Origin of the sequence: Shewanella sp. HL-SH4 (assembly GCF_051164845.1) — a bacterium.
Taxonomy (GTDB): Bacteria; Pseudomonadota; Gammaproteobacteria; order Enterobacterales; family Shewanellaceae; genus Shewanella; species Shewanella glacialimarina.
In genome coordinates, this window is the sequence record NZ_CP195037.1 from 3,255,584 (window position 1) to 3,278,318 (window position 22,735).

General features: G+C 40.1%; 18 protein-coding genes. 14 read left to right on the forward strand and 4 right to left on the reverse strand.

Going from position 1 to position 22,735, the window contains the following annotated elements; all coding sequences use genetic code 11:
- Positions 1 to 7 precede the first annotated feature (7 nt).
- From ispH to ACRWQL_RS15335, 7 genes are all read left to right on the forward strand, one after another.
- Complete coding sequence (ispH, locus tag ACRWQL_RS15305) at positions 8 to 967, forward strand: 4-hydroxy-3-methylbut-2-enyl diphosphate reductase (protein WP_434950844.1); 960 nt, start codon at positions 8 to 10, stop codon at positions 965 to 967.
- Positions 968 to 1,224: 257 nt separating this feature from the next.
- Positions 1,225 to 1,773, forward strand: a complete 549-nt coding sequence (gene pilV, locus ACRWQL_RS15310) for a type IV pilus modification protein PilV (RefSeq protein WP_434950846.1) — start codon at positions 1,225 to 1,227, stop codon at positions 1,771 to 1,773.
- Positions 1,774 to 1,782: 9 nt separating this feature from the next.
- Entirely contained in the window at positions 1,783 to 2,754 is a 972-nt protein-coding gene (locus tag ACRWQL_RS15315; protein WP_434950848.1) for a PilW family protein, read from the forward strand.
- Positions 2,755 to 2,804: 50 nt separating this feature from the next.
- A complete protein-coding gene (locus ACRWQL_RS15320) occupies positions 2,805 to 3,230 on the forward strand; it encodes a pilus assembly PilX family protein (protein ID WP_226415863.1) in 426 nt (141 codons plus the stop codon).
- Between the two features lie 6 nt (positions 3,231 to 3,236).
- Positions 3,237 to 6,770 carry a pilus assembly protein gene (locus tag ACRWQL_RS15325; RefSeq protein ID WP_434953401.1) on the forward strand — a complete coding sequence of 1,178 codons (3,534 nt, stop codon included), beginning with the start codon at positions 3,237 to 3,239 and terminating at the stop codon, positions 6,768 to 6,770.
- A gap of 5 nt (positions 6,771 to 6,775) precedes the next feature.
- A complete protein-coding gene (locus ACRWQL_RS15330; protein ID WP_226414027.1) occupies positions 6,776 to 7,171 on the forward strand; it encodes a type IV pilin protein in 396 nt (131 codons plus the stop codon).
- The gene (locus ACRWQL_RS15335; protein WP_434950850.1) at positions 7,168 to 7,461 is read left to right on the forward strand and encodes a TapY2 family type IVa secretion system protein; all 294 of its coding nucleotides are present in this window, start codon (positions 7,168 to 7,170) and stop codon (positions 7,459 to 7,461) included. The genes ACRWQL_RS15330 and ACRWQL_RS15335 overlap by 4 nt, the downstream gene beginning before the upstream one ends.
- Positions 7,462 to 7,528: 67 nt before the next feature.
- Here the strand turns inward: ACRWQL_RS15335 and ACRWQL_RS15340 are convergent, their stop codons facing one another.
- Both ACRWQL_RS15340 and ACRWQL_RS15345 read right to left on the reverse strand, forming a co-directional pair.
- Entirely contained in the window at positions 7,529 to 8,053 is a 525-nt protein-coding gene (locus ACRWQL_RS15340; protein WP_434950852.1) for a GspH/FimT family pseudopilin, read from the reverse strand.
- 90 nt (positions 8,054 to 8,143) lie between these two features.
- A complete protein-coding gene (locus tag ACRWQL_RS15345) occupies positions 8,144 to 8,665 on the reverse strand; it encodes a GspH/FimT family pseudopilin (protein WP_226414033.1) in 522 nt (173 codons plus the stop codon).
- Between the two features lie 239 nt (positions 8,666 to 8,904).
- Between ACRWQL_RS15345 and glnB the strand changes: the two genes are divergently transcribed.
- Complete coding sequence (glnB, locus tag ACRWQL_RS15350; protein WP_226414035.1) at positions 8,905 to 9,243, forward strand: nitrogen regulatory protein P-II; 339 nt, start codon at positions 8,905 to 8,907, stop codon at positions 9,241 to 9,243.
- A gap of 94 nt (positions 9,244 to 9,337) precedes the next feature.
- Positions 9,338 to 10,624, forward strand: coding sequence for an NAD(P)/FAD-dependent oxidoreductase (locus ACRWQL_RS15355; RefSeq protein WP_434950854.1), 1,287 nt, complete (start codon positions 9,338 to 9,340; stop codon positions 10,622 to 10,624).
- A 96-nt stretch (positions 10,625 to 10,720) separates the two neighbouring features.
- Here ACRWQL_RS15355 and ACRWQL_RS15360 read toward each other — a convergent pair whose 3' ends face one another.
- Complete coding sequence (locus ACRWQL_RS15360; protein WP_434950856.1) at positions 10,721 to 11,734, reverse strand: LacI family DNA-binding transcriptional regulator; 1,014 nt, start codon at positions 11,732 to 11,734, stop codon at positions 10,721 to 10,723.
- A gap of 396 nt (positions 11,735 to 12,130) precedes the next feature.
- On the opposite strand from ACRWQL_RS15360, the gene ACRWQL_RS15365 reads away from it, so the two are divergent.
- The 3 genes from ACRWQL_RS15365 to ACRWQL_RS15375 all read left to right on the forward strand — a co-directional run bounded on the left by ACRWQL_RS15365 (position 12,131) and on the right by ACRWQL_RS15375 (position 17,231).
- Positions 12,131 to 14,743, forward strand: coding sequence for a TonB-dependent receptor (locus ACRWQL_RS15365; RefSeq protein WP_434950858.1), 2,613 nt, complete (start codon positions 12,131 to 12,133; stop codon positions 14,741 to 14,743).
- A gap of 75 nt (positions 14,744 to 14,818) precedes the next feature.
- On the forward strand, positions 14,819 to 16,342 hold the full coding sequence (locus tag ACRWQL_RS15370; protein WP_434950860.1) for a tryptophan halogenase family protein: 1,524 nt from the start codon (positions 14,819 to 14,821) through the stop codon (positions 16,340 to 16,342).
- A gap of 187 nt (positions 16,343 to 16,529) precedes the next feature.
- Complete coding sequence (locus ACRWQL_RS15375) at positions 16,530 to 17,231, forward strand: SapC family protein (RefSeq protein WP_434950862.1); 702 nt, start codon at positions 16,530 to 16,532, stop codon at positions 17,229 to 17,231.
- Positions 17,232 to 17,346: 115 nt separating this feature from the next.
- Here the strand turns inward: ACRWQL_RS15375 and ACRWQL_RS15380 are convergent, their stop codons facing one another.
- Positions 17,347 to 18,249, reverse strand: a complete 903-nt coding sequence (locus tag ACRWQL_RS15380) for a sulfite exporter TauE/SafE family protein (RefSeq protein ID WP_434926839.1) — start codon at positions 18,247 to 18,249, stop codon at positions 17,347 to 17,349.
- Positions 18,250 to 18,838: 589 nt separating this feature from the next.
- Here ACRWQL_RS15380 and ACRWQL_RS15385 point away from each other — a divergent pair.
- Both ACRWQL_RS15385 and nagK read left to right on the forward strand, forming a co-directional pair.
- A complete protein-coding gene (locus tag ACRWQL_RS15385; RefSeq protein WP_434950864.1) occupies positions 18,839 to 21,526 on the forward strand; it encodes a family 20 glycosylhydrolase in 2,688 nt (895 codons plus the stop codon).
- Positions 21,527 to 21,793: 267 nt separating this feature from the next.
- Complete coding sequence (gene nagK / locus ACRWQL_RS15390; protein WP_434950866.1) at positions 21,794 to 22,699, forward strand: N-acetylglucosamine kinase; 906 nt, start codon at positions 21,794 to 21,796, stop codon at positions 22,697 to 22,699.
- The last annotated feature ends 36 nt before the right edge of the window (positions 22,700 to 22,735 follow it).

A 22,735-nucleotide genomic window follows, 5' to 3' on the forward strand; every position in this document is an offset into this window, starting at 1 on the left:
ATTACCTATGCTAAAAGTTGATCCTACTTCAGCTAAACTCAATATTTTATTAGCAAACCCACGTGGTTTTTGCGCGGGTGTTGATCGTGCTATCAGTATTGTTGAACGTGCTTTAGAGTTATTTGAACCGCCTATTTATGTGCGTCATGAGGTAGTGCATAACCGATATGTAGTTCAAAACTTAAAAGACCGTGGGGCGATATTTGTTGAAGAGCTAGAACAAGTACCCGATAACTCAATTGTTATCTTCAGTGCACACGGTGTTTCTCAAGCGGTTAGAAAAGAAGCCAAGCAGCGTGGTTTAAAAGTGTTTGATGCAACTTGTCCCTTAGTGACTAAAGTACATTTACAAGTGACTCGAGCAAGTCGCAAAGGTATTGAATGTATTTTAATTGGCCATGAAGGCCACCCTGAAGTAGAAGGGACCATGGGGCAGTACGACAATGATAAAGGTGGCGTTTATTTAATTGAGTCACCAGAAGATGTCGCCGCATTGTCGGTGAAAAATGCGGATAACTTATGTTTTGTTACTCAAACAACATTATCTGTCGACGATACACTGGATATTATTGCTGCTTTACAGAAACGCTTTCCATCAATCGAAGGGCCACGTAAAGATGATATTTGCTATGCCACTCAAAATCGTCAAGATGCGGTGAGAAGTCTTTCTGCACAAGTCGATTTATTGATTGTTGTCGGTTCTAAAAATAGCTCTAATTCAAACCGATTGCGAGAGCTTGCTGAAAAAACCGGTACCCAAGCTTACCTAGTTGATACCGCAGCAGATGTCGACCCTAGCTGGTTTAAAGATGTTTCTAAAGTGGCCGTTACAGCCGGAGCTTCAGCACCTGAGGTACTGGTTCAGCAAGTTGTCAACGCCATCGCTGAGCATGCTCCAAGTGTGATTACTGAAGTTGAAGGGCGTAAAGAAGACATTGTTTTTGCTGTGCCTGCAGAGCTAAGGTAGCGTTAGCGCTTTTTCTAGTTCATACTGTATTAAATATACCCGTAGCGTTAAGTTACGGGTTTTTTTGTGCTTAAAATTTAATCGGAGTATAGTTGTTACCAATAACCGCTTTATATGAAGGTAAACATATTAAGCTAGATTGTTAACAACTTGTAAGTTAGAATTGTTGAACAGAAATTTGATATAAGTTATCGTTTTTTAAGCTTAAAATGTAAAATTCGAGGTCAAAAATATGACGGTTGTCGGAGGGTTGACGCATGTCATCTAAAGGGAATGGATTTTCCTTAATTGAAGTTATGGTCTCACTGGTAATACTGGTGATAGGCCTTATTGGCATTTTTAATTTGCACATAGTGGCCAAACAAGGCAGTTTTGAGTCTTTTCAACAAACTCAAGCCTCTTATTATGCCAATGATATTGTTAACAGAATGCGAATGAACCCATCTGAGCTTAGCAATTATGAAGGAACTTATAATGGTGGCACGTCTGCGCCAACTAAAGCCTGTGATGTTGCTATTGGTGTGAACAGTATTTGTACTAATGTTGAGACCCGCCTGTGGGATATATACCAGTGGGAGCAGTCGTTTAAAGGTGAAAATGAAAAGTATTCTGGTGAGAGTGTCGGCGGATTAGATTCTACCACAGCGTGTATAGATATTACTGGTAGGGATGTCACAGTTGTTATGACCTGGCGTGGCATTCGCGCTTCAACAGATGGTTTAAGCGAGGGCAGTGCTTTTGCAAAAAGTTGTGGCTCGTCAAATGATAGGCGTCGTGCGTTAGTTATTAATACCGCGATTTTGTAAGGTAAAAAAATGCTAAAAAAAATAACATTGCAAGCGGGGTTATCGCTTGTTGAATTGATGGTCGCCATGCTGATCAGCTTGTTTTTAACAGCTGGTCTTTTTAGCATGTTTAGTATGTCATCAAGTAATGTGACCACCACGAGCCAGTTTAACCAATTACAAGAAAATGGCCGTATCGCATTAGCGATTATGGAAAGAGATATTAGTCAACTAGGTTTTACAGGTGATATTACCGGCACCGATTTTATTGTTGGCACCAATACAATTGTATCAGCTTCAGCTGTGCCTAATGATTGTGTAGGCGCCGGTGTAAATAATGCAAGCTTCCCTAATAACCAGCTTTCTCACTTTAGGCGGTTGTGGGGTTATGAAGCCGGAGTAAGTGGTGAAGTGTTGGCCTGTATTACCCCAAATGCGAAGACTGATGTTCTACAGATGAAGCGTCTTGTTGGTCCGTCCGTTTTGCCTGCCAATATTAATCCTACTCGTTATTATGCAGCATCTACATCTACTGAGATTGAAATTTTTAATGGTAATGCTGTTCCACCTCCCCTAATGAACAGCCGTATTTGGGAATATCAACATCATGTTTACTATATTGAGAATGACGGTGATATTCCAATATTAAAACGTCGTACACTTTCAATTGGTAATGGGATGAATAACGATGAGCAATTAGTTGAAGGCATCGAAAATATGCGTATTTTGTATGGTTTTGACAATAATGGTGATGATACTGCAGACAGTTATATGCCTGTACAAAATGTAACATCACTTATGTGGGATAATGCATTTTTCCAACGTTTAGTGTCTCTTCGGGTTTACCTGTTAGTGCGTAGCTCCCAAGAAGACAGAAGTTATACTAACAACGTGACATATACTTTGGGTGATAAAACCGTTGGCCCACTTAATGATAACTTTCGTCGAAAAGTTGTCTCCACGACTATTGTATTAGAAAATCCTGTTTTAATTAGGAATTAATCATTAAACAAGTTTGCAAATACATTTAGGTAACAGCAATGCAAAATTCAATAAAAAAGCAGCAGGGAGTCGTTTTATTCTTCTCTTTGATCATTTTAGTCATAATGACAGTTATAGGTGTCGCGCTTGCAGTAAATTCTACCCAGTCATTACGTATGGCTGGTGCGGGATCTGAGCGAATAGAGGCCATGATGTCTGCTCAAGGTGCGCAGGTAAAGGTCATAGCTGATAATGAAGGCGCTGTAATGGGTGCTATGAGTGTCGTGACTGTAATGAATGATGCCGTATTAGGCGTGACGAATACGATTACTCCTATGTCAGTAGGTGATGTTGACTGCCAACGCAGTATGAAGGCTAATTCGGGAATATCACTAATATGCCGACGCTTTGAAGTATCAAGTAGAGCAAGTTTTGGTCGCAGTAATTTAGGGCAAGTTACTGTTATTTTAGGTTTTGAACAAGAAATGTTACCTTAGGAGCTAATTATGATAAAGCTTATATCGTTTACATCGTTATTTGCGGTACTTTGCTTATCTGCTAGTAGTTTCGCAGATGACACTGAACTTTATGTTTTTGAGTCCACAGCAAGGTCAGGTTCAAGACCCCAGGTACTCATTATATTTGATACCTCAGGCAGTATGGGCAGTAACTTCAAAACGGATACACCTTATGTTCGTGGTGCAGAGAACGTCAATTCAGGTGGGACATTAAAACCAGATACTAAGCTATTTTATACTCGTAGCAGCAGTAATATCCCTAGTGCTTCTAGCAAGCAATTCTTTTTACATGGCGTTAATGGTTGTGATGTTGGTGAGAAGTATCTTCAAGATTACGGTATGTTTACTGGTTATATTCGCGAGCATAAGTATGTTGGAGAAAACGGAACCTGGTCTGAAATACCGTTAACTGATGGTTCAGGTATTAGCCAGGTTGATTGTTATGAGGATATTGCTGAGAAGAATTATTATAACAATAACACAAACTTTTGGGGCTTTCCGGTTGATGGGTTAGGAACAAGTGCTAATCCTATAAGCCATACTGCCGCAAACAACTCATCAACACCAGCTCAGATTGACGCAGCAGTAGCTAAAGCTAAACTTACTAACTTTGGTATTGGCCAACCTATTACTCTTTACACTGAAAAGTACGTAAACTGGTATCACAGTTCGAAAACTCAACAAAATTATTCTCGTCTAGAAATTGCTCAGCGAGTTATAGAAGATACCATTGTTACTACTCCTGGGGTTGATTTTGGCCTTTCAGTATTTAACTTTAATGGTGGTGACACCCGTAATGGCGGTAGAATTGTTTATGGCATATCTCCGACTAATGAATCATCAAAAGCAAAATTGTTGACAACCATAGGTGGATTTAAAGCCGAAACTTGGACGCCATTATGTGAGACCTTGTACGAGTCGTATCGTTATTTTGCAGGCTTAGGTGTGTATTATGGCGATGATGATACCAGTCGAACTCCTTATAGGGATGCCGATGCAGAGTCTGGGGGCAAATACAAATCACCTTTTGTGGGTAAACAATGTCAAGATAACGCTTATGTGATTTACGTGACGGATGGTGAGCCAACAAATGATACTAATGCTGACAATCTGATATTAGGGCTAAATGGTGTCACTAAAACCGATAAATACAGTAATAGTTATCTTCCCGCGCTAGCTGGTTGGTTAAAGAAGAATGATGTGAATACTTCTGTTGATGGTTTTCAAACTGTGAGCACATATACTATTGGTTTTAGTTCTGGCGCGGATAGCGCAGCACCTATTTTAAAAGAAACCGCATTACGTGGCGGAGGCGCATATTATTCAGCTAAAGATGCACAAAAATTGCAGGAAGCATTACAACAAATTTTCTCTAATATCTTAGAGGTTAACTCGAGTTTTACCTCACCTTCTATTGCTAGTAATAATTTTGATAGAACCCAAACCCTCGATTCCGTTTATTATGCAATGTTTTTACCTAACAAGGGGCCACGCTGGCTAGGCAACTTGAAAAAGTTCAAAGTCACTGGTAGTGGTGATGTTGTAGACCAATCAGGAAATAATGCCATTGGTGATGATGGTAATCTAAAATCCTCAGCTTGCTCATATTGGACTTCAAAAGCCGTCTGCGATGCAACAAGTGGTGGTGGCGATGGTAATAATGTTGCTATCGGTGGTGCTTCATTAATGCTTCAAAATACCGCGACAAGGACCTTATACAGTAATTTTGGTTCCAACGGTGCATTAAAGGCATTTACTAAAGCGAATGCAATTAATGGTGCTGGCATTGGTAATGAAGATGAGTTAGCTCGTTTTATGGGGGTCGATAAATCCGAGTTAGATAAATTGTTTAAATGGACCCAAGGCATTGATGTAGATGACGAAGATAAAGATAAATCTACCTCAGATACCCGTGTTGATATTATGGGGGACCCTCTTCATTCAAAACCTTTAGCAATAAACTATGGTACCGCTGGTTCTCCTGATGTTCGCGTGATATTAGGTACAAACCAGGGGTTTATTCATATGTTTAAAGATAAGGGTAATACGGTAGAAGAGTCCTGGGCATTTATGCCACAAGAGCTATTACCTAATCTAAGAGAGCTTCGCGCCAATATTCCCACTGGCGTGCATTCTGTATACGGGATGGACAGTCCTTCAGTGGCCTATGTTAAACGTAATGCTTCTGGTGCAATTGAAAAGGCCTGGTTATTTACCGGTATGCGCCGTGGTGGTAAGTCATATTATGCACTTAATATCACCGACCCAGATAAACCATCATTCATGTGGAAGGTCAGCCCTGATTCAGCCGGTATGAGTGATATGGGCCAGTCTTGGGCTGAGCCTGTTGTGACTTTTATTCCTGGTTTGCCTGCAGGTAATACTTCTCCAGCTAATGCGTTACCAGTGTTGATTATTGGTGGAGGCTATAATCCTTCAACAAAGGATGGTGCTGGCGTTGGCCAAGATGATACCAATGGTCGTGGAGTGTATATACTCAATGCCGAAACTGGCGCGCTTGTACATCATTTTGGCGTAGCGGGTGGTAGTAATAAAACCAAGCTTGATGGTATTGTTGATAGTATTCCGAACAGCGTTGCAGTATTGGACAGTAACAATGACCGATTGACAGACCGAATATATGCGACTGACACCGGTGCTAATGTGTGGCGAATGGATCTTCCTAGCGCTTCGCCGGATAGTACCACAGTGCCTTGGACTGCATTTAAGTTTGCCAGTTTAGGTGGAACCTCTCAAGCGAATGATCGTCGCTTTTTTGCCGAACCTGCAGTCGCCCAAACAGTCTTTACTAACATCTCAGAAGTCAGTGTAACAACACCTACTGGTACTACGACCACGCGAACATATCAGAATGTCCCCTATGATGCAGTCACAATAGGCAGTGGCCATCGGCCACACCCGCTAGATAAGTCGCGTTCGGATAAGTTTTTTGTTTTACAGGACAGAAATGTCGTCAGTAAGTCTTTCACTGGGGCAGCAGGTAATGTGGTACCGGCGACTTTAGAGCTATCGAACCTTTACAATGTGTCATCAGCCCCTCCAGTAACTGAAGATGAGAACGTTGCTTTTGGTAAGATGCGTGGCTGGTATTATAACTTCGGTGCCATTGGTGAAAAGAGTTTATCTGCCTCGACGATTATTCAGGGGCGTGTGTTCTTTACTTCATATGTACCTGGTGATACTACATCGGCTAATCAATGTTTAGTGTCTGGTAAAGGCCGTTTATATGGCTTTGATTTACATAAAGGTACTCGCTCATATACGCAAGAATTTATGGAAATGGGCGCTCGTGTTCCTGATACACCGCAACTGGTTATTCCACCCAATGGAGAAGATGATAGTTACATGTACCTTATCGGTATTGGTAACGCGGGAGACCAAATGGAGAAAGTAAAAGATCCTCTAAATCCTGATCCTGATGGCTGTAAAGCAGGTGATGAAAAATGTATTGGTGCAGGGCCTGGTGTAAACAAAATTTATTATCATATTGACGAGTAAACTGAATGAAACTAAAAAATGGTTTTACCCTGATAGAGCTTATGATTACCGTTGTTGTTATTGGCATTTTGGCATCTATCGCATACCCAAGTTACACTCAATTTGTCGCTAAGGGGGCGAGAGCTGATGGTGTCGCTGGGTTAATGAATGCTGCAAATAGACAAGAGCAGTACTATTTAGATAATAAAAAGTATACCGATGATATGAATAAGCTGGGTTTAGGCGCGGATCCCTGGATAGTCGAGAATAAATTTTATTCCATCGATGCTGTAGTGGTAAATAATAGTGATTTTACATTAACCGCAACAGCAAAGGGAACTCAAGCGACTCGCGATTCGGCTTGCGCTTCAATTACCTTAAATGCAGCAGGGAACAAATTGCCTAAGGAGTGTTGGAAATGAAGTTATTACCTTTACTTATCGTTGGTTTAGGATTCAGTATCACGGCTCATAGTGATGAATTACCGCTCACCTATAAATGTTTTATTGAAACTCAAAACGGTGTAGATATAGCTAATTTTAGTTGGTTTGAAAGTGATTTGATAAAAGAACAGGCTGCGCTATTGACTCAGGATGTTAGCACTATGACAGGTAAACGCGGTGTTGTGAGGCATATTGACGAATGTGTAAAACTTGAACAAAAATTTAAGTCCAAAATAGCAAATAAAATGGATGAAGAAATTACTCAATAACTCATCAACTTAGTGGCTTAGTAATTTTATTTTATTGTGTAAAAAAGGTAGCCATCGGCTACCTTTTTTAATTGCAGTTTACACTAGCTGTGATTGCTGAAACTCGTCCGGACACGCCAATTGTTATTCCTTTAGAATCAGGATTACTCTTATCACCAGGACAATAAATGATACTACCTGTTTGGGCCTGGTTCATTAACCCATCAGCATTGAATGTATAGCGTGATAAAGTTGATTTAATAAAGTCATTGCTGTCTACGGCATCGACGGTACGTAATACAGTATCCTGTATACCATTATTGTTTTCCAGTGACCCCAATACCCCATTATCGATAAAAACACTAAATCCTTCAGTCCAGTCAGCGCCGCAACTTGTTCCATTAAATGGGCATATTGATACCCTGCTACCGTAACTTACGGCTTGGCTGCGGGCAAATAATATGGTTGATTCAATATTACTGATAACGCCTCTAGCACGCTGTCCTTCATATAATGATACTAATGAGGGCACAGCTACAGTCATCAAGATACCTGCGACGACAACAGTCACCATTAATTCAACTAGGGTAAATCCTTTAGTGGCTAATTTCATTTTATTATCCTTGGTCATATGTATTCAGTATAACCAAGAGACCAATGAAATTCAGCGATTTATTCTATTCACGTCAATATAAGTTGAGTGTTAGGGTTTGCATGCAATATTTTTCTTAGTGGAAAATCTGACTCTGCCTGCTTGATTGATAATAATTGCTTTAGAGTAGGGGCTATCAAATGTTTCAGGGCAATATGTAAGTGTGCCATTTGTACCTGATGCTAAGCCGTCAGGCTGATACCTTAATGCCTTGCGATTATATTGTATGATATCTTCTTGATGAAACTGGCTGACTTCTTGAATGATTTTATCTTGGCCATCTAATTCATTGGTTTTGCCGGAATCGGTAAATATAGAAAAGCCAGTGTGCCAATCATTACCACATTTTCCTTGGTATAAAGGGCATACCGTTATTCTTACGCCATAACTGATCGCCATGTTTCGAGCAAATTGCATCGATTGCTGAATTGTCCTGATATTACTGTCAACTCTGATTTGTTGCTGTAATGATTTAAACGAGGGAAAGGCGATAACAGACAGTAAGCTGGTGATCATTATTGTGGTCATTAATTCAATAAGATTAAAACCAAAATTGCGCTGACATAACATCATAATAGACTCATCCTTGATTTATCAATATGCCGCTCCCTGCGACACTTGGTTAAATTATAGTCAGAAATTGGTTTTTTGCTTAGAATAAATCAATTTAAAAATAAGTTTAAAATGCAGCAGAAACTTACCTCACTTTCGAGTAAGATATTCAGTAGTAATAGAAAATTGATATAAACTTTAAAAGTTACATCATCTTAGGTAATTAAGTTAACCTATACAGCCCTTTTAGGAGTGATTAAATGAAGAAAGTAGAAGCCATTATTAAGCCATTTAAATTAGATGATGTGCGCGAATCACTCGCTGAAATAGGCATTACCGGTATGACAGTGTCTGAAGTCAAAGGTTTTGGCCGTCAAAAAGGGCATACTGAACTGTATCGTGGCGCCGAGTATATGGTAGATTTTTTACCCAAAGTAAAAATTGAATTAGTAATACAAGATGAATTACTTGAGCAAGCTATCGATGTGATCGTTGATACGGCTAGGACAGGAAAAATTGGTGATGGTAAAATATTTGTCACCGATGTAGAGCGAGTTATCCGAATTCGTACCGGTGAAGAAAACGAAGAAGCTGTATAAACTAAGGCCATTATGGCCTTTTTTATTATCTGAGCTTTCTGTTAGTCACTATATAGTTATGCATTTTATGGTTTTTATTTAATAGGGTTATGTAATGACTCAAAAAATTGTAATCGTGGGTGGTGGAGCTGCTGGCTTAGCATTAGCCTCTCGATTAGGTCGTAAATTTGGTCGTAGTAAGCAACTTGAAGTCTGTTTAATTGATAAAAATACTATTCATATTTGGAAGCCAAAACTGCATGAAGTCGCAGTAGGGGTGATAGACCAATCAATCGAAGGTCTTCAGTATCGTGATCATGGTTTAAAGAATGGTTATCAATATATTAGAGGCAGTATTGAAAATTGCGCTCCCGATCAAAAATGTATTTATTTAGCGCCGGTACTCAATGATGACAATGAAGTCATTATTCCACAGCGCAAAATTGAGTATGATTATTTAGTGCTCGCACTAGGAGGTGTCTCTAACAGTTTTAATACTTTAGGTGCAGAGAAAAATTGTATTTTCTTAGACAGTTTAGAAAGTGCTAATCGTTTTCATGACAAGCTCTTAGATGCGCTATTACAACTTAACGAGACACAAACTCACCTAAGCATAGGTATTGTCGGAGCGGGTGCTACAGGTGTTGAATTAGCCGCTGAACTGCATCATGTTATAGAGTCGGTTACCCAATATGGTTATACCAATATTTCAAAGCAGCATTTAGAGATCCATCTAATTGAGGCCGCCGATAAAGTGTTGCCACAGTTGCCGGAACAAGTCAGTTTTCGTGCTCAAGCTGTGTTAGCCAAACTTGGCATTAAGCTGCACTTAACGGTGCAAGTAAAAGAAGTCACTAAGGCAGGCTTTATCACTGCAGCAGGTGAAACAATAAATGCCAATATAAAAGTTTGGGCAGCGGGTGTAAAAGGGCCCAAAGTGTTAGAAAACTTCAGCGCATTACCGATTACCGCTCGAAACCAAATTGAAGTTGATCATTATATGAAAGTGAAGGGCATAGACAATATCTATGCCTTAGGTGATTGCGCTCAGCTAATACTGGATACTGGTAAGCCTGTGCCACCAAGAGCTCAAGCCGCAGCACAAATGGCTGAAACACTTTTTAAAAATATCAGTGCACAAATGAAACAACAGCCACAAAAAGCGTTTGTTTATAAAGATTACGGTTCTTTAGTATCACTAAGTCGTTTTTCTGCTGTGGGTAATTTGATGGGTAACTTACGCACGGGGACGTTTTTTGTTGAAGGACACTTAGCGCGTCTTATGTATATTTCGCTCTATCAGCGCCATCTTATTAGTTTATATGGTTGGTTCTCGGCATTTGTATACCGCTTAGCGCAAAGGTTATTACGCTGGAAAAGACCTAAGCTTAAGTTGCATTAATTATTAATTATTAATTATTAATTATTAATTTTTCAAATTAGAAAATGCCTCGTTGATGAGGCATTTTTTATGTGACAAAAAGAGTGTATGAGTTATTTATTGTGGTGATGAGGCCGAGTCGCGGATCACAGGTGTAGGGGTAAACACCTTAAAGGTTTCTTTGCCTTGATCTTTTCGTTTATCAATTAATAATTGAGTCGCAATTTGTGCTATCTCAATATTGGGTTGATGAACAGTCGTCAGTTTTGGCCAGGTTTGACGCGAGAAAGGGCTATCTTCGAAGCCTACAATGGATAAATCTTTTGGTATATCCAACCCCGCTAGTCGTGCAGCAAAAAGTGCACCAGCGGCTATTTCATCATTACAGGCAACAATTGCAGAGGGTCTATTTTTCATCGCAATTAATTTATTTGCCCCTTCAACACCCGATTCAAAAGAGTATCTTCCGTCCAATACCCAGTCTTCGTTGACGGTTAAATCATTACTTTCTATGGCTTGCTTGAAGCCATGTAATCGCTCTTTGGTTGATGCATGTTGATGATCACCACTTAAAAAACCAATATGCTGATGCCCAAGGTTTATCAAATGTTGCGTTATTTCAACGGCGCCGTGTTTGTCGTTAACTAAAACGGTTAAGCCTTTATGATCAGTTATCTGCTCACCTGCGATAATTCTGACGTAATTGGCATTAATTTTATCTAGTGCAGCCAAGATATTAGGGGCCTCTGACATAGGCGGAGTTAACACTAACCCAGCTAGTCGAGAATGTTTGACCATAGTGGTGAGTTCTTCACAAATTGTTGGCGATTTTGCATTACAAGGATGAATGAGCAGTTCGAAGCCCCTATCTTTGCAAGCAGATAAAATGCCGTTTTGCATATCAATAACATAATAAGCATTTGGGTTGTCATAAATGAAGCAAATCACATATGAACTTGTACTGGCTAAATTTCTAGCCGCAACATTAGGTTGATAATTTAATGCACTAATAGCTTGGTTGACTTTGTCTATAGTTGTTTGCTTTACCGAAGGTTCCTTGTTAGTGACCCTTGATACTGTTTTTATTGAGACGCCTGCATATTTAGCCACGTCATTAATGGTTACTTTCATGTGAAAATTAACTCTTCTTCAGGCGAAATCCAATTAACTGATCCCCCGTAATTGATCAGTTAAAAGGGTTATTTATCTGCCAATAGTGCGAGTTTTTAAATAAATAGGCAATCACCAATTTATAACAGGTAGGATCTGTTCTATTTTAAAAGGTAACAGAATGTGATTTTACATTATGTTTACATTCTTTACTCTTATGTTTTATATAAGATTATTTAACTCTTGTTCTATTTATCAGACAAAAACACAGTAAAAAAATAGCTTGAATAGTTATTTTGTTGTGGCGTGACTGTTAATTTTTGTGTAATGTTTGCTCTAGACATGACAGCGTTGTCATTCCGTCGGAATGGTTATGAACTCTAAAACGATAATAAAGTTATGGAAGGGGAAAAAAAGATGCGACCATCTACCTTTAAAAAAAATGTACTAGCGACTAACATCGCAATCCTACTTGGCAGTGTTGTATCTGTTGGCGCTTATGCTGCAGACGAAGCTGTTGCTGATGACAACATTGAGAAAATTGAAGTACGTGGTATGCGTGCATCGATGAAAGCTTCTGTTAATGAGAAGCGATTTTCAAACTCTGTGGTTGACGCTGTGACTGCAGAAGATATCGGTAAATTCCCTGACGGTGACGTTGGTGAATCATTAGGCCGTATCCCTGGCGTTGCGGTAAACCGCCAGTTTGGTCAAGGCCAACAGGTTTCAATCCGTGGTGCATCAAGTCAATTGACTAGCACACTACTAAATGGTCACTCAGTTGCTTCAACAGGCTGGTTTGATCAACAAGCGATTGACCGTAGCTTTAACTATTCTTTATTACCACCACAAATGGTGAGTGGTATTGAAGTGTATAAGTCTTCACAAGCTGATTTACCAGAAGGTGGTATCGGCGGTACAGTTATCGTTAAAACACGTAAGCCGTTAGACTTAGATGCAAATACTGCATTTATCAGTGCTAAAGGCGATTACGGTACTATTTCAGAAGAGACTGACCCTGAATTATCTGGCTTATATAGCTGGAAAAATGAAGATGAAAACTTTGGTTTCTTAATTTCTGGTGCCGGTGCTAATACACAGTATCAACGTAACGGTATTGAAACACTATTAGGTTGGGGGGAGATTGTTCCTTCAACATTCCAACAAGACCGTGAACGTACAGCATTGAACGTTGCAGCTCAATATAGAGCAAGCGATGCATTAGAGTTTGGTTTAACCTATACAGGTTTAAGCTTACAAGCAAACAATGCTAACACCTCAATTTTCTTATTCCCAACTCAACAGGGTGAAAGCACCTGTAACCAAACAAATGCTGCTGGTGTATGTACAGACATCACTCATTCAGGTGTTGGTGGTTTTGCTTGGAACCAAGCTTGGGCTCGTGAAGCTGAAATGAATTCAGATACTATTGATTTCGATTTCACTTACAACAACGATAACTTCAAACTTGAAGGTCGCGTAGGTAATACTACTGCTGACGGTGGCACTAGCTTAACGTCTAACTATGGTGGCTCTATTGGTCAACCTGGCGATTTCGCAGGTCACTATGATGCAACTGGCGATATTATTAATATTGATATTGCTAAGAAAGATTTTGCTGCAAGTGATTATAATGGCCAATTATCTAGTGCGGGTTGGGCGTTAAAGAAACAACCTAACACAGATGAAGAGACCTATGCACAGTTTGATATCACTGTACCAACTGATTTAGGTGCGATTTCATCGATTAAAACCGGTTTACGCTATGCTGATCATGATGTAACCCAAGAAACTGATGCTGCAATTGTTGGTGATATTGCAACGCGTGATGCATCATACTACTACGATGGTACTATGAGTTCAGGTGCAGGCTTTACTTTGCCTAGACCAAACTTTGATAACATGATTAATGATGCTAAAGCGGCAATTGATGGCTTTACACGTGATAAATCTGGTTATGGTACTCTGAACGAGAAGAACCTTTCTTTGTATGCAATGGCTAACTTCGAGTCAGAAGGTATCCGTGGTAACTTTGGTTTACGCTATATTTCTACCGACGTTGAGTCAGATTATTATGATTTGAGCAGCACGGGTCAGTTTGCTGATGCATTGTCGACCGATTCATCAAGCTACAGCGACGTGCTACCAAGCATTAACGTGGCATTTGACTTAGCACCAGACTTAATCCTACGTACCTCAGCATCACAAGTTATTTCTCGTCCTAACTATGCTGAATTATTTGCTACCTCGACTTTACCTGGCTTAAATGATGGTACTCCTGGTAATGAAAAGCTTAACCGTGGTGCAGTATCATTAGACCCGTTTAAAGCTTCTCAAGCTGATTTAAGCTTAGAGTGGTATTTCAGTGATTCTGGCTTAGCTGCGGCAACTTACTTTATCAAAGATGTTAATTCGTTTATTTCTACTCGTCAGAAGTTGAATCAACAAATTGGTATTAATGACAATGATTTAATTGCCCAAGGTGAAAGTGCTTGTGGTGTTGGTGTGTATGACTGTTGGACTGTTAGCGAGAAATACAATGCTACCGGTGGTCGTATTGAAGGTCTTGAATTACAACTTCAAGATTCTTATGACAGCGGTTTAGGTTATTCTGTTAACTATACTTATGCAGATGCGGGGTCTCCTGCTGAAAACTATCCTGATCAGGTTGGCGTGTTCTCTGATTCTTCTAAGCACACTGTTAACTTAGTTGGTTATTATGAAATGGATGCATTCTCTGCCCGTCTAGCTTATAACTGGCGCAGCGAGTACATGATGCGCGAACTACCAGGTTTCTATGGTAACCGTCAACATCAAGACTATGGCACACTTGATTTAAGTACAACTTACAGTGTGACAGAGTGGATGGATGTGACGTTTGAAGCAGTTAACTTAACTGAAGAAGACAGTATCCAAACGGGTGTTGCGCCATTAGATGCTGAAGTTATCCCTGAGTTCAAAGCTGATTATCCAGTTTGGAGCTTTGAAGGTGAAGCTCGTTATAAAGTGGGTGTTGCGTTCCGTTTCTAATCAAATAATATAGTTGATTAAAAATCTTAAAGCCCAGCCTTCGCTGGGCTTTTTATTATGTACAAAGGTGGTCGTATGAATATTCAATCAGTTGCGATTATAGGCGGTGGTACAGCTGGCTGGTTAGCGGCAAATCACCTTGGTAAGGCGTTACTTAATAAGAATGTGTCAATTACTTTAATTGAGTCACCTGATATACCAACCATTGGCGTAGGCGAGGGAACGGTTCCTACTATACGTAAAACATTACAAAGCTTTGGCATTAGTGAAACTGAATTTATTAAGCGCTGTGATGTGACATTTAAGCAGTCGATCAAATTTCAAAATTGGCTAGACAAAAAAAGCCATGGAAATAATAATTTCTACCATCATCTTTTTGATCCACCAAGCCCAATGGGTGATGACTTATCTGATTTTTGGTTACAAGGCTCGACCAAGGACTATGCTGATCTAGTATCAAGCCAGTATGCTGTTTGCGAAGCTAATCTTGCACCTAAATTGATAACCACCCCTGAGTATCAGGCGGTACAAGGATATGCATATCATCTGAATGCGGCTAAGTTTGCGCTGTTGCTCGCTGACAACGCAAAGCAAAAATTTGCTGTTAAGCATCTTGTAGCTAATGTACAGGACACTCGTTTAGGTCAAGATGGCAGTATTGATAGCTTAATATTAGATACGTGTGGTGAACAAAAATTCGATTTTTATATAGATTGCAGCGGTTTTGAGTCTGTGTTGCTAGCTAAAGCGTTAAAAGTGCCATTTGTCGATAAGTCACAACAGTTGTTTATTAACAAAGCGGTTGTTGTGCAAGTGCCGACTGAGCCTGAAGCCATTATTCCACCCTATACCAAAGCGACAGCGCATCAAGCCGGTTGGATTTGGGATATTGCTTTAACAAATCGCCGTGGCATTGGTTTAGTGTATTCCAATTCGCATCTTGATGATGAGCAAGCAAAGCAAAAGTTAAATCGTTACCTTAACGGACAGTTAGACCAATATTCTTATCGCACTATTCCAATGCAAGTGGGTTATCGAAAACAATTTTGGGCTAAAAACTGTGTCGGACTAGGGTTAGCTCAAGGCTTTTTAGAACCAATTGAAGCTACTTCGATTATGCTAACCGATTTTGCTGCTGGGTATTTAGCTAGTCGTTTCCCTGCAGATAGCTGCCAGTGCGAAAGCTTGTCAGTTCGCTTTAATCACACCATGACCTATGCATGGGAGAGGGTTGTTGAGTTTGCTAAAATGCATTATTGCTTATCCGATAGAACGGATTCAGACTTTTGGATGGATAATAAAGATACTAAAACTATCCCTGAAGGGCTGCAACAAAAGCTCGCTTTATGGCAACAATATAGTCCATTGAGTGAAGATTTATTTTCAAAGTTTGAAGTCTTTAATGTCGAGAATTACCTCTATGTATTGTACGGGATGAAGTACAAAACCAAGGCGCCTCAATTAACACCTAAATCAGCGCAAGTAGCTCAACAGCATGCGGCGCAGATAGCATTAAGAGGTAAACAACTGAGTGGACATTTACCTGCACATAGAGAGTTACTGCAAAAAATTCACCAGTATGGTTTACAAAAAATCTAAAAAAATCTTTTTTGATGGATATTTAAGCGGTTAACACATTGTTATCTCGATAAGCTCAGTTCCCGCTTGAAAAATCTGAGTATCTTGGTAGTTTCAAGTACTAATTTATTTTAAACACATTATAACAAGCCTCAAAAGTTGTTATTACCACAGCCATATTTAATGAGAAGCGCCTCAAGGAGCCAAGATGTCTAACCAAATTACCCTGATCGATCATACTAAGCACGGTGATCTAAAAATCATTCCTAGTGATTTTTCTCACGTTGCAGACCAGCATATTGTACCTGTTACATTACACGAGATTGCCAGAGCGGCAACTGAGTATCCAATCGTATTTGTTAAGAATAGTGATACTGGTGAGTTTCAATCTGTTGCTATGTTAGGTTTAAAGCCTGGTGAAAACTTAAGTGTAAAAGATGGCAAGTGGTTAGGCTTATATATCCCCGCAGTGGTTCGTGACTATCCATTAGGTTTAATATTAAACCCTGACGTTAAAGATAAAGTTTGGATAGGAATTCGTGAAGAAGCGAAGGACGTGAGTAAAACCGAAGGACAAGCGTTATTTGAAGGCGATAAAGAAACCCCATTTTTAGAGTCACGCAAAAAAGCGCTCATTAAACATTTTGAAGAGGATCAATCTACTCGCAGTATTCTGGGGCTCTTAGCTGAAAAAGAACTGCTTGTTAGCCAAACACTTACAGTTGATGTTGCAGGTGAAAAACGTAACATTAATGGTCTGTATTTGATCGATGAGCAGAAGCTAAATCAACTGTCGGACGAAGACTTTTTAGATCTTAAAAAGCGTGGATTGTTAGGTCCAATTTTTGGTCATTTAGGGTCGTTAAACCAAGTTAACCGTTTAGCGCGTATGGAAGTATTAGGGCGTTAAGTTTTAATATTGCTAATAAAATGGCGCTAATAAGGCGCCATTTTTAATTAATATCCGCTAAAATCCGCTAAATCCTCGGGAAGAACTCAGTGAATACGGAGGAGTCTGTTTACAGCTAAGCAATAAACAACATTATCGTTCCAGTTAAAATTATCCATACCGCAAAAAATAACTTAAGTTTCACAACAGAAAAAAACAGTGCGACCCGTTTGGCTAGCAATCCACCGATTAATGCCCCAGGCCCTGCAAAAAGTAACACCTCAAAATTGGCTAATGAGTCTTGCCCTAAGGTGATAGGTGTTGCCGACCAAACAGTGAGTGCACTGACTACAACCCCTACCGCTATTGACAGTTTGGTGCAATATCCCCGCAGCATTAAGTAAATCACCGCTATCTCTCCAACGCCAACAGATAACCAAGCAGTAATAATGCCACCGATAAAGCCTATGCAACATAATAAGACACAGTCGAATAAAGGTTTGGCCTCAAACTGAGTCGCGATGCCATTGTTGGTTTTTTTTAGGCTGTTTATAATGATAATGCTGCCTAAAATGATTGAAAATAGGCTAAAGCTGATATGTAAAGATGCAGGAGCGTTAATGTGCATTAGTTTACTACACCATAAACCTGCAATAGAGGATATCGAACAACAGATGATCATGGTACTGAAGCCATGCCAGGTTTTGTTATGATGATGTTGTTTTATATAATGATGGCACCAGGTTAATGCACCTGCTGTCATGCCAAAGCATTGGATCAGAAATGAGGTTGATATCGCTTCTTCGGGGCTAAATCCTAATGCAGAAAATGCAGGAATAAATATTACACCACCTCCCGCTCCTGTCGCATTCGCAAATATAGCTCCACATATTCCTAGCAGTGTAAAAACACTATGACTATTCAGTAGTTGTGAAATATTGGGTGTGTGCCAAGCCCATAACACCCACGAGCTAAATAAGGTAATTGTAATAATTAAACTCGTAAGTGGAATTTTGGCAATTAGACGATTCATAGGCATATAAAAAAGTGCAGCGTAAAGGAAAGTGGATTAATCCTATCAGTGTGTAGATAACATGTCATTGCACTATGTTAACAATCTGTTGTGGTCTTGGAGATGTGGCACGGTTAATGTAACTAGCTGATTCTTAATTGGTTAGTGCTTTTTTAATATTGAGTTAATAAAATTGTGTCAAAAAGATGTAGATCTCTCGCCATTTATTAGGTAACTTAAGCAATGACAGCGTTGTCATTGCTTGTAGGTAACGTTGTTATTTAAGGTCAACATGAATAGGAATAGGTCTCCAATTCATGAGTGATAATGGTTTCTCGGTCGGGCGAGATACCATTTTCTATTTTAATATACTTTTAGTCTCTCCCCAGAAACGAGTATAGGCTGGGAACATGTCTTAACTGATTTATGTCCCAGCTTTTTTTTCCTTAAATTTAACATTGAACATTTATCAAGCACTCATTTTACAATGTGCTGAATCAAACCAGCAGGATACTATTTTATAGGCAGTAGCCTAACCCCAGTATTTATTGGTTATGATATCAATCGGCCACACTAAATAAGCCCTAATAAAAACAAAATTTATAACGAGGACGCTATGAAAACGACTTGGGCGCTCAGTGCCATAATGATGTCATTAAGTTTGACTGCATGCTCTCCATCACAATCGACTCTATCTACTTCAGCAACAGCCACCTGGCAGCAAGGTCATCTTGCTGAATTTGCAGATGAACTGATGGTTAAATATCGTTTAGTCTCCAATTTACCAGAAGAAGCATGCCCTGCAGATGCTAAAGCTGATGAGCGTTGTTTTATTGCTGAGATTGATTTCACTAGTCCAAAAGATATGCTGAACGGCGATTGGGAAATCTATTTTAGCCAAATGCGTCCAGTTCAAACGGTACTGAACGATGAGTTTAATATTGAGCGTGTTAAAGGCGATCTTCACCGTTTAACGCCAACCGACCAATTTACTGGTTTTAAAGCAGGACAGGTAAAAACAGTACGTTTTCGTGGCGAGTTATGGCAATTATCAGAAACTGACGCTATGCCTAATTACTATATCGTTGCTAAAGACGCTAAAGGTATTGAGCTAGCACCACAGATCATTAGTAGTACGCGTGTTGAAATTGATGCTGACACTGGCATGGAAGTTAGGCCATACGTCGAAGCATTTGTTGATGCTAAAAGACAATATCAGCTTAGCGATAAAGATAAATTGGTTTGGGCAAAACCCGCTGTGTTATTTGAACAGAATAAATCTGTATCTGTTGCACCTGCATTAATCGCAAATTCTTTATTACCCACACCTCAAACACAAGTCCTGCTAGATAACGTCAAAGCGGTATCTTTGTCTCAAGGGATCACCTTAGACACTCAAAGTGTCACTGATGCAAAGTTGAATGTTGATGACATTCAAGCGGCTTTAGCCCGCCTAGAACGCATTGGCGTACCACAATCAGAAAATGGCGTGAAAGTCTCATTTGCAAGGTTATCGCCAGTTGACAATCTAAACACGGGCTCATATCAGCTAACGGTTGCTGATTCGGGGATTGTGATTAAGGCTAGCGAACCGAGTGGATTTAGCTATGGTATTGCGTCAATAACCTCGCTAGTTAATTTAAACGATCTAACCATAAATGCGATGAAAATTGATGACAGCCCACGTTATCGATACCGTGGTATGCATGTGGATGTGTCGCGTAATTTTCACAGTAAACAATTCTTGTTAGATCTGCTTGATCAAATGGCCGCCTATAAACTTAACAAACTGCATTTGCATATGGGTGATGACGAAGGTTGGCGTTTAGAGATTGATGGCTTACCTGAATTAACCGATATTGGCAGCAAACGATGCCATGATGTAACCGAATCAAGCTGTATTTTACCTCAATTAGGCAGTGGACCTTTTGTTGACACCAAAGTGAATGGTTACTACACAAAAGCTGATTATATTGACATTCTTCAGTATGCGAATGCGCGCCAAATTCAGGTGATCCCGTCAATGGATATGCCTGGCCATTCACGCGCCGCGATTAAATCAATGGATGCTCGATACCGTAACCTTATGGCCAAGGGCGATGAGCAAGCCGCAAAAGAGTTCGTACTCACAGACCCTAATGATACCACCCAGTATTCTTCGGTACAGTATTATGACGACAACACGCTGAACGTGTGTATGGAATCGACTTATCATTTTGTCGATAAAGTGATTACCGAAATAGCAGCCCTGCACACCCAAGCGGGACAGCCTTTAACAACTTACCATATTGGCGCAGATGAGACCGCGGGCGCCTGGTTAGAATCACCTATTTGTCATGATTTTATTGCCAATAACCAATACGGCGTGACAGATATCAAGCTAGTGGGTCCTTACTTTATTGAGCGCGTAGCGAATATGTTAGCTGAAAAAGGTATTCAGCCAGCAGGTTGGAGCGATGGTATGAGCCATACTAATCCAGCGAATATGCCGTCTAACTCGCAAAGTAATGTCTGGGATGTGGTATCTCATAAGGGCTATCAGCGTGCTCATCAGCAAGTTAACAATGGTTGGACAACGATTCTTTCAAATCCAGAAGTGCTTTATTTTGATTTCCCTTATGAAGCGGATCCCAAAGAGCATGGTTATTACTGGGCATCTAGAGGCTTGAATAGCAAACACATATTCAGTTTCATGCCTGGTAATTTACCTGCCAATGCTGAACAGTGGTTAGATATTGAAGGTAACCCATTTGAGGCTGATGATCGTCCTCAAGTTGATGAAAATGGAAAGCAAACCAGTGGCCCTATTGTTGCCGGAAAAGCCTTTGATGGTATTCAGGGACAGCTATGGAGCGAAACATTACGTAGCGATCAAACTGTTGAATACATGATTTACCCAAGATTGTTAATGCTGGCAGAAAGAGCGTGGAACAAAGCTGAATGGGAAGTTCCGTATCAACATGATGGCGCTATCTATAACCAATCTACTCAGCACTTTAGTGCACAAATGAGACAGCAGCAGGCGACTGAATGGCAAAAAATGGCTAATCATTTGGGCCACAAAGAATTAGCTAAACTTGATAAAGCAGGTATTGAATATCGAGTGCCTACAGTAGGTGCAATTATTGATGACAAAGGCGTATTAACGGCAAATATTGCTTTCCCTGGTCTACAAATTGAATATAAAGAGCAAGGTAAAGCGTGGCAGTCTTATCTTAGCCCTGTAGCGGTTAAAGGCTCGGTTGAAGTTCGTGCGATTACACCTGACGGTAAGCGAAAAGGGCGCACTCTAGTTGTGAATTAGTTGTTGTCTTGTTCACCTAAAAAGTCGCTGACAATGACGTTGTTGGCGACTTTTTTATTTTAGAAAACTAAGTTTATACCTCTCTGTTACCCATCTATCATATTGTTTTTAAATGATTAGGTTTTAAATTCTATTTGGTTTGATATTTTTACGCAAAAAACAAATGACAACGCTGTCATTTTAAGTGTAACATAGCCTTAACTTATTCATTGGCTCGAATACAATCAAAAAAATAGTAGCCATAAACTGAATACCGAGAGGGAAGTCATGGGTGAAAATCAGCTTAGCAATTCGCAGCTTTACATTGGCATCGATGGCGGTGGCAGTAAATGTCGCGCAACCATTTATACTGAAGATTATAAGCTATTAGGCACTGGTGTCTCAGGCCGGGCTAATCCATTACATGGCTTAGAGCAAACATTTCAATCAATAACTGAATCAACCCAGCTTGCTTTAGCCGATGCAGGTTTACCCGTTGAAGCCTGTAGCCAACTTGTTGCGGGTCTAGGTCTTGCTGGCGTCAATGTAGGTCATTTCTACGATCAAATTTCAAAGTGGCGCCATCCATTTAAATGTATGTATTTAACAACAGATCTGCATACTGCTTGTATTGGCGCACACAATGGTGCCGACGGCGCCGTGATTATTACCGGTACAGGCTCATGCGGATATGCCCACGTTGGCCATCAGAGCATCAGCTTAGGTGGACATGGTTTTGCCCTTGGTGATAAAGGCAGTGGGGCATGGCTGGGCTTAAAAGCAGCCGAACATGTATTACTCGCCCTTGATGGATTTGCAACCAACACTCAGCTTACACAAAAGTTGCTGACTCACTTCAATGTTTCAGAGGCTATCGGTCTGGTTGAAAATCTTGCGGGTAAGTCATCAAGTGTCTACGCCCAATTAGCCCGGTTAGTGATAGAAAGTGCCCATGACGGTGATGACGTTGCTACGGCTATCGTTAAAGAGGGAGCCAGTTATATCAGTGAGCTTGCCCGAAGACTTTTTACTATTAACCCTAGCCGATTCTCAATGATTGGTGGATTAGCTGAACCCTTATTGCCTTGGCTAGATGACGATGTAGCGGACAAGGTTTCCCCTGCGCTTTCTCCTCCTGAATTTGGCGCGTGTTTATTTGCTCAAAAACAATTTAAAACCCAGTCGGTAGCTTAATAGAAATGATTTGATTTAATTATTTAAAGACAGGTA

Coding starts and splice junctions, on each gene's coding strand:
- ispH (WP_434950844.1), top strand. CDS start 8: ATGCTAAAAGTTGATCCTACTTCAGCTAAACTCAATATTTTATTAGCA.
- pilV (WP_434950846.1), top strand. CDS start 1,225: ATGTCATCTAAAGGGAATGGATTTTCCTTAATTGAAGTTATGGTCTCA.
- ACRWQL_RS15315 (WP_434950848.1), top strand. CDS start 1,783: ATGCTAAAAAAAATAACATTGCAAGCGGGGTTATCGCTTGTTGAATTG.
- ACRWQL_RS15330 (WP_226414027.1), top strand. CDS start 6,776: ATGAAACTAAAAAATGGTTTTACCCTGATAGAGCTTATGATTACCGTT.
- ACRWQL_RS15335 (WP_434950850.1), top strand. CDS start 7,168: ATGAAGTTATTACCTTTACTTATCGTTGGTTTAGGATTCAGTATCACG.
- ACRWQL_RS15340 (WP_434950852.1), bottom strand. CDS start 8,053: ATGAAATTAGCCACTAAAGGATTTACCCTAGTTGAATTAATGGTGACT.
- ACRWQL_RS15345 (WP_226414033.1), bottom strand. CDS start 8,665: ATGATGTTATGTCAGCGCAATTTTGGTTTTAATCTTATTGAATTAATG.
- glnB (WP_226414035.1), top strand. CDS start 8,905: ATGAAGAAAGTAGAAGCCATTATTAAGCCATTTAAATTAGATGATGTG.
- ACRWQL_RS15355 (WP_434950854.1), top strand. CDS start 9,338: ATGACTCAAAAAATTGTAATCGTGGGTGGTGGAGCTGCTGGCTTAGCA.
- ACRWQL_RS15360 (WP_434950856.1), bottom strand. CDS start 11,734: ATGAAAGTAACCATTAATGACGTGGCTAAATATGCAGGCGTCTCAATA.
- ACRWQL_RS15365 (WP_434950858.1), top strand. CDS start 12,131: ATGCGACCATCTACCTTTAAAAAAAATGTACTAGCGACTAACATCGCA.
- ACRWQL_RS15370 (WP_434950860.1), top strand. CDS start 14,819: ATGAATATTCAATCAGTTGCGATTATAGGCGGTGGTACAGCTGGCTGG.
- ACRWQL_RS15375 (WP_434950862.1), top strand. CDS start 16,530: ATGTCTAACCAAATTACCCTGATCGATCATACTAAGCACGGTGATCTA.
- ACRWQL_RS15380 (WP_434926839.1), bottom strand. CDS start 18,249: ATGCCTATGAATCGTCTAATTGCCAAAATTCCACTTACGAGTTTAATT.
- ACRWQL_RS15385 (WP_434950864.1), top strand. CDS start 18,839: ATGAAAACGACTTGGGCGCTCAGTGCCATAATGATGTCATTAAGTTTG.
- nagK (WP_434950866.1), top strand. CDS start 21,794: ATGGGTGAAAATCAGCTTAGCAATTCGCAGCTTTACATTGGCATCGAT.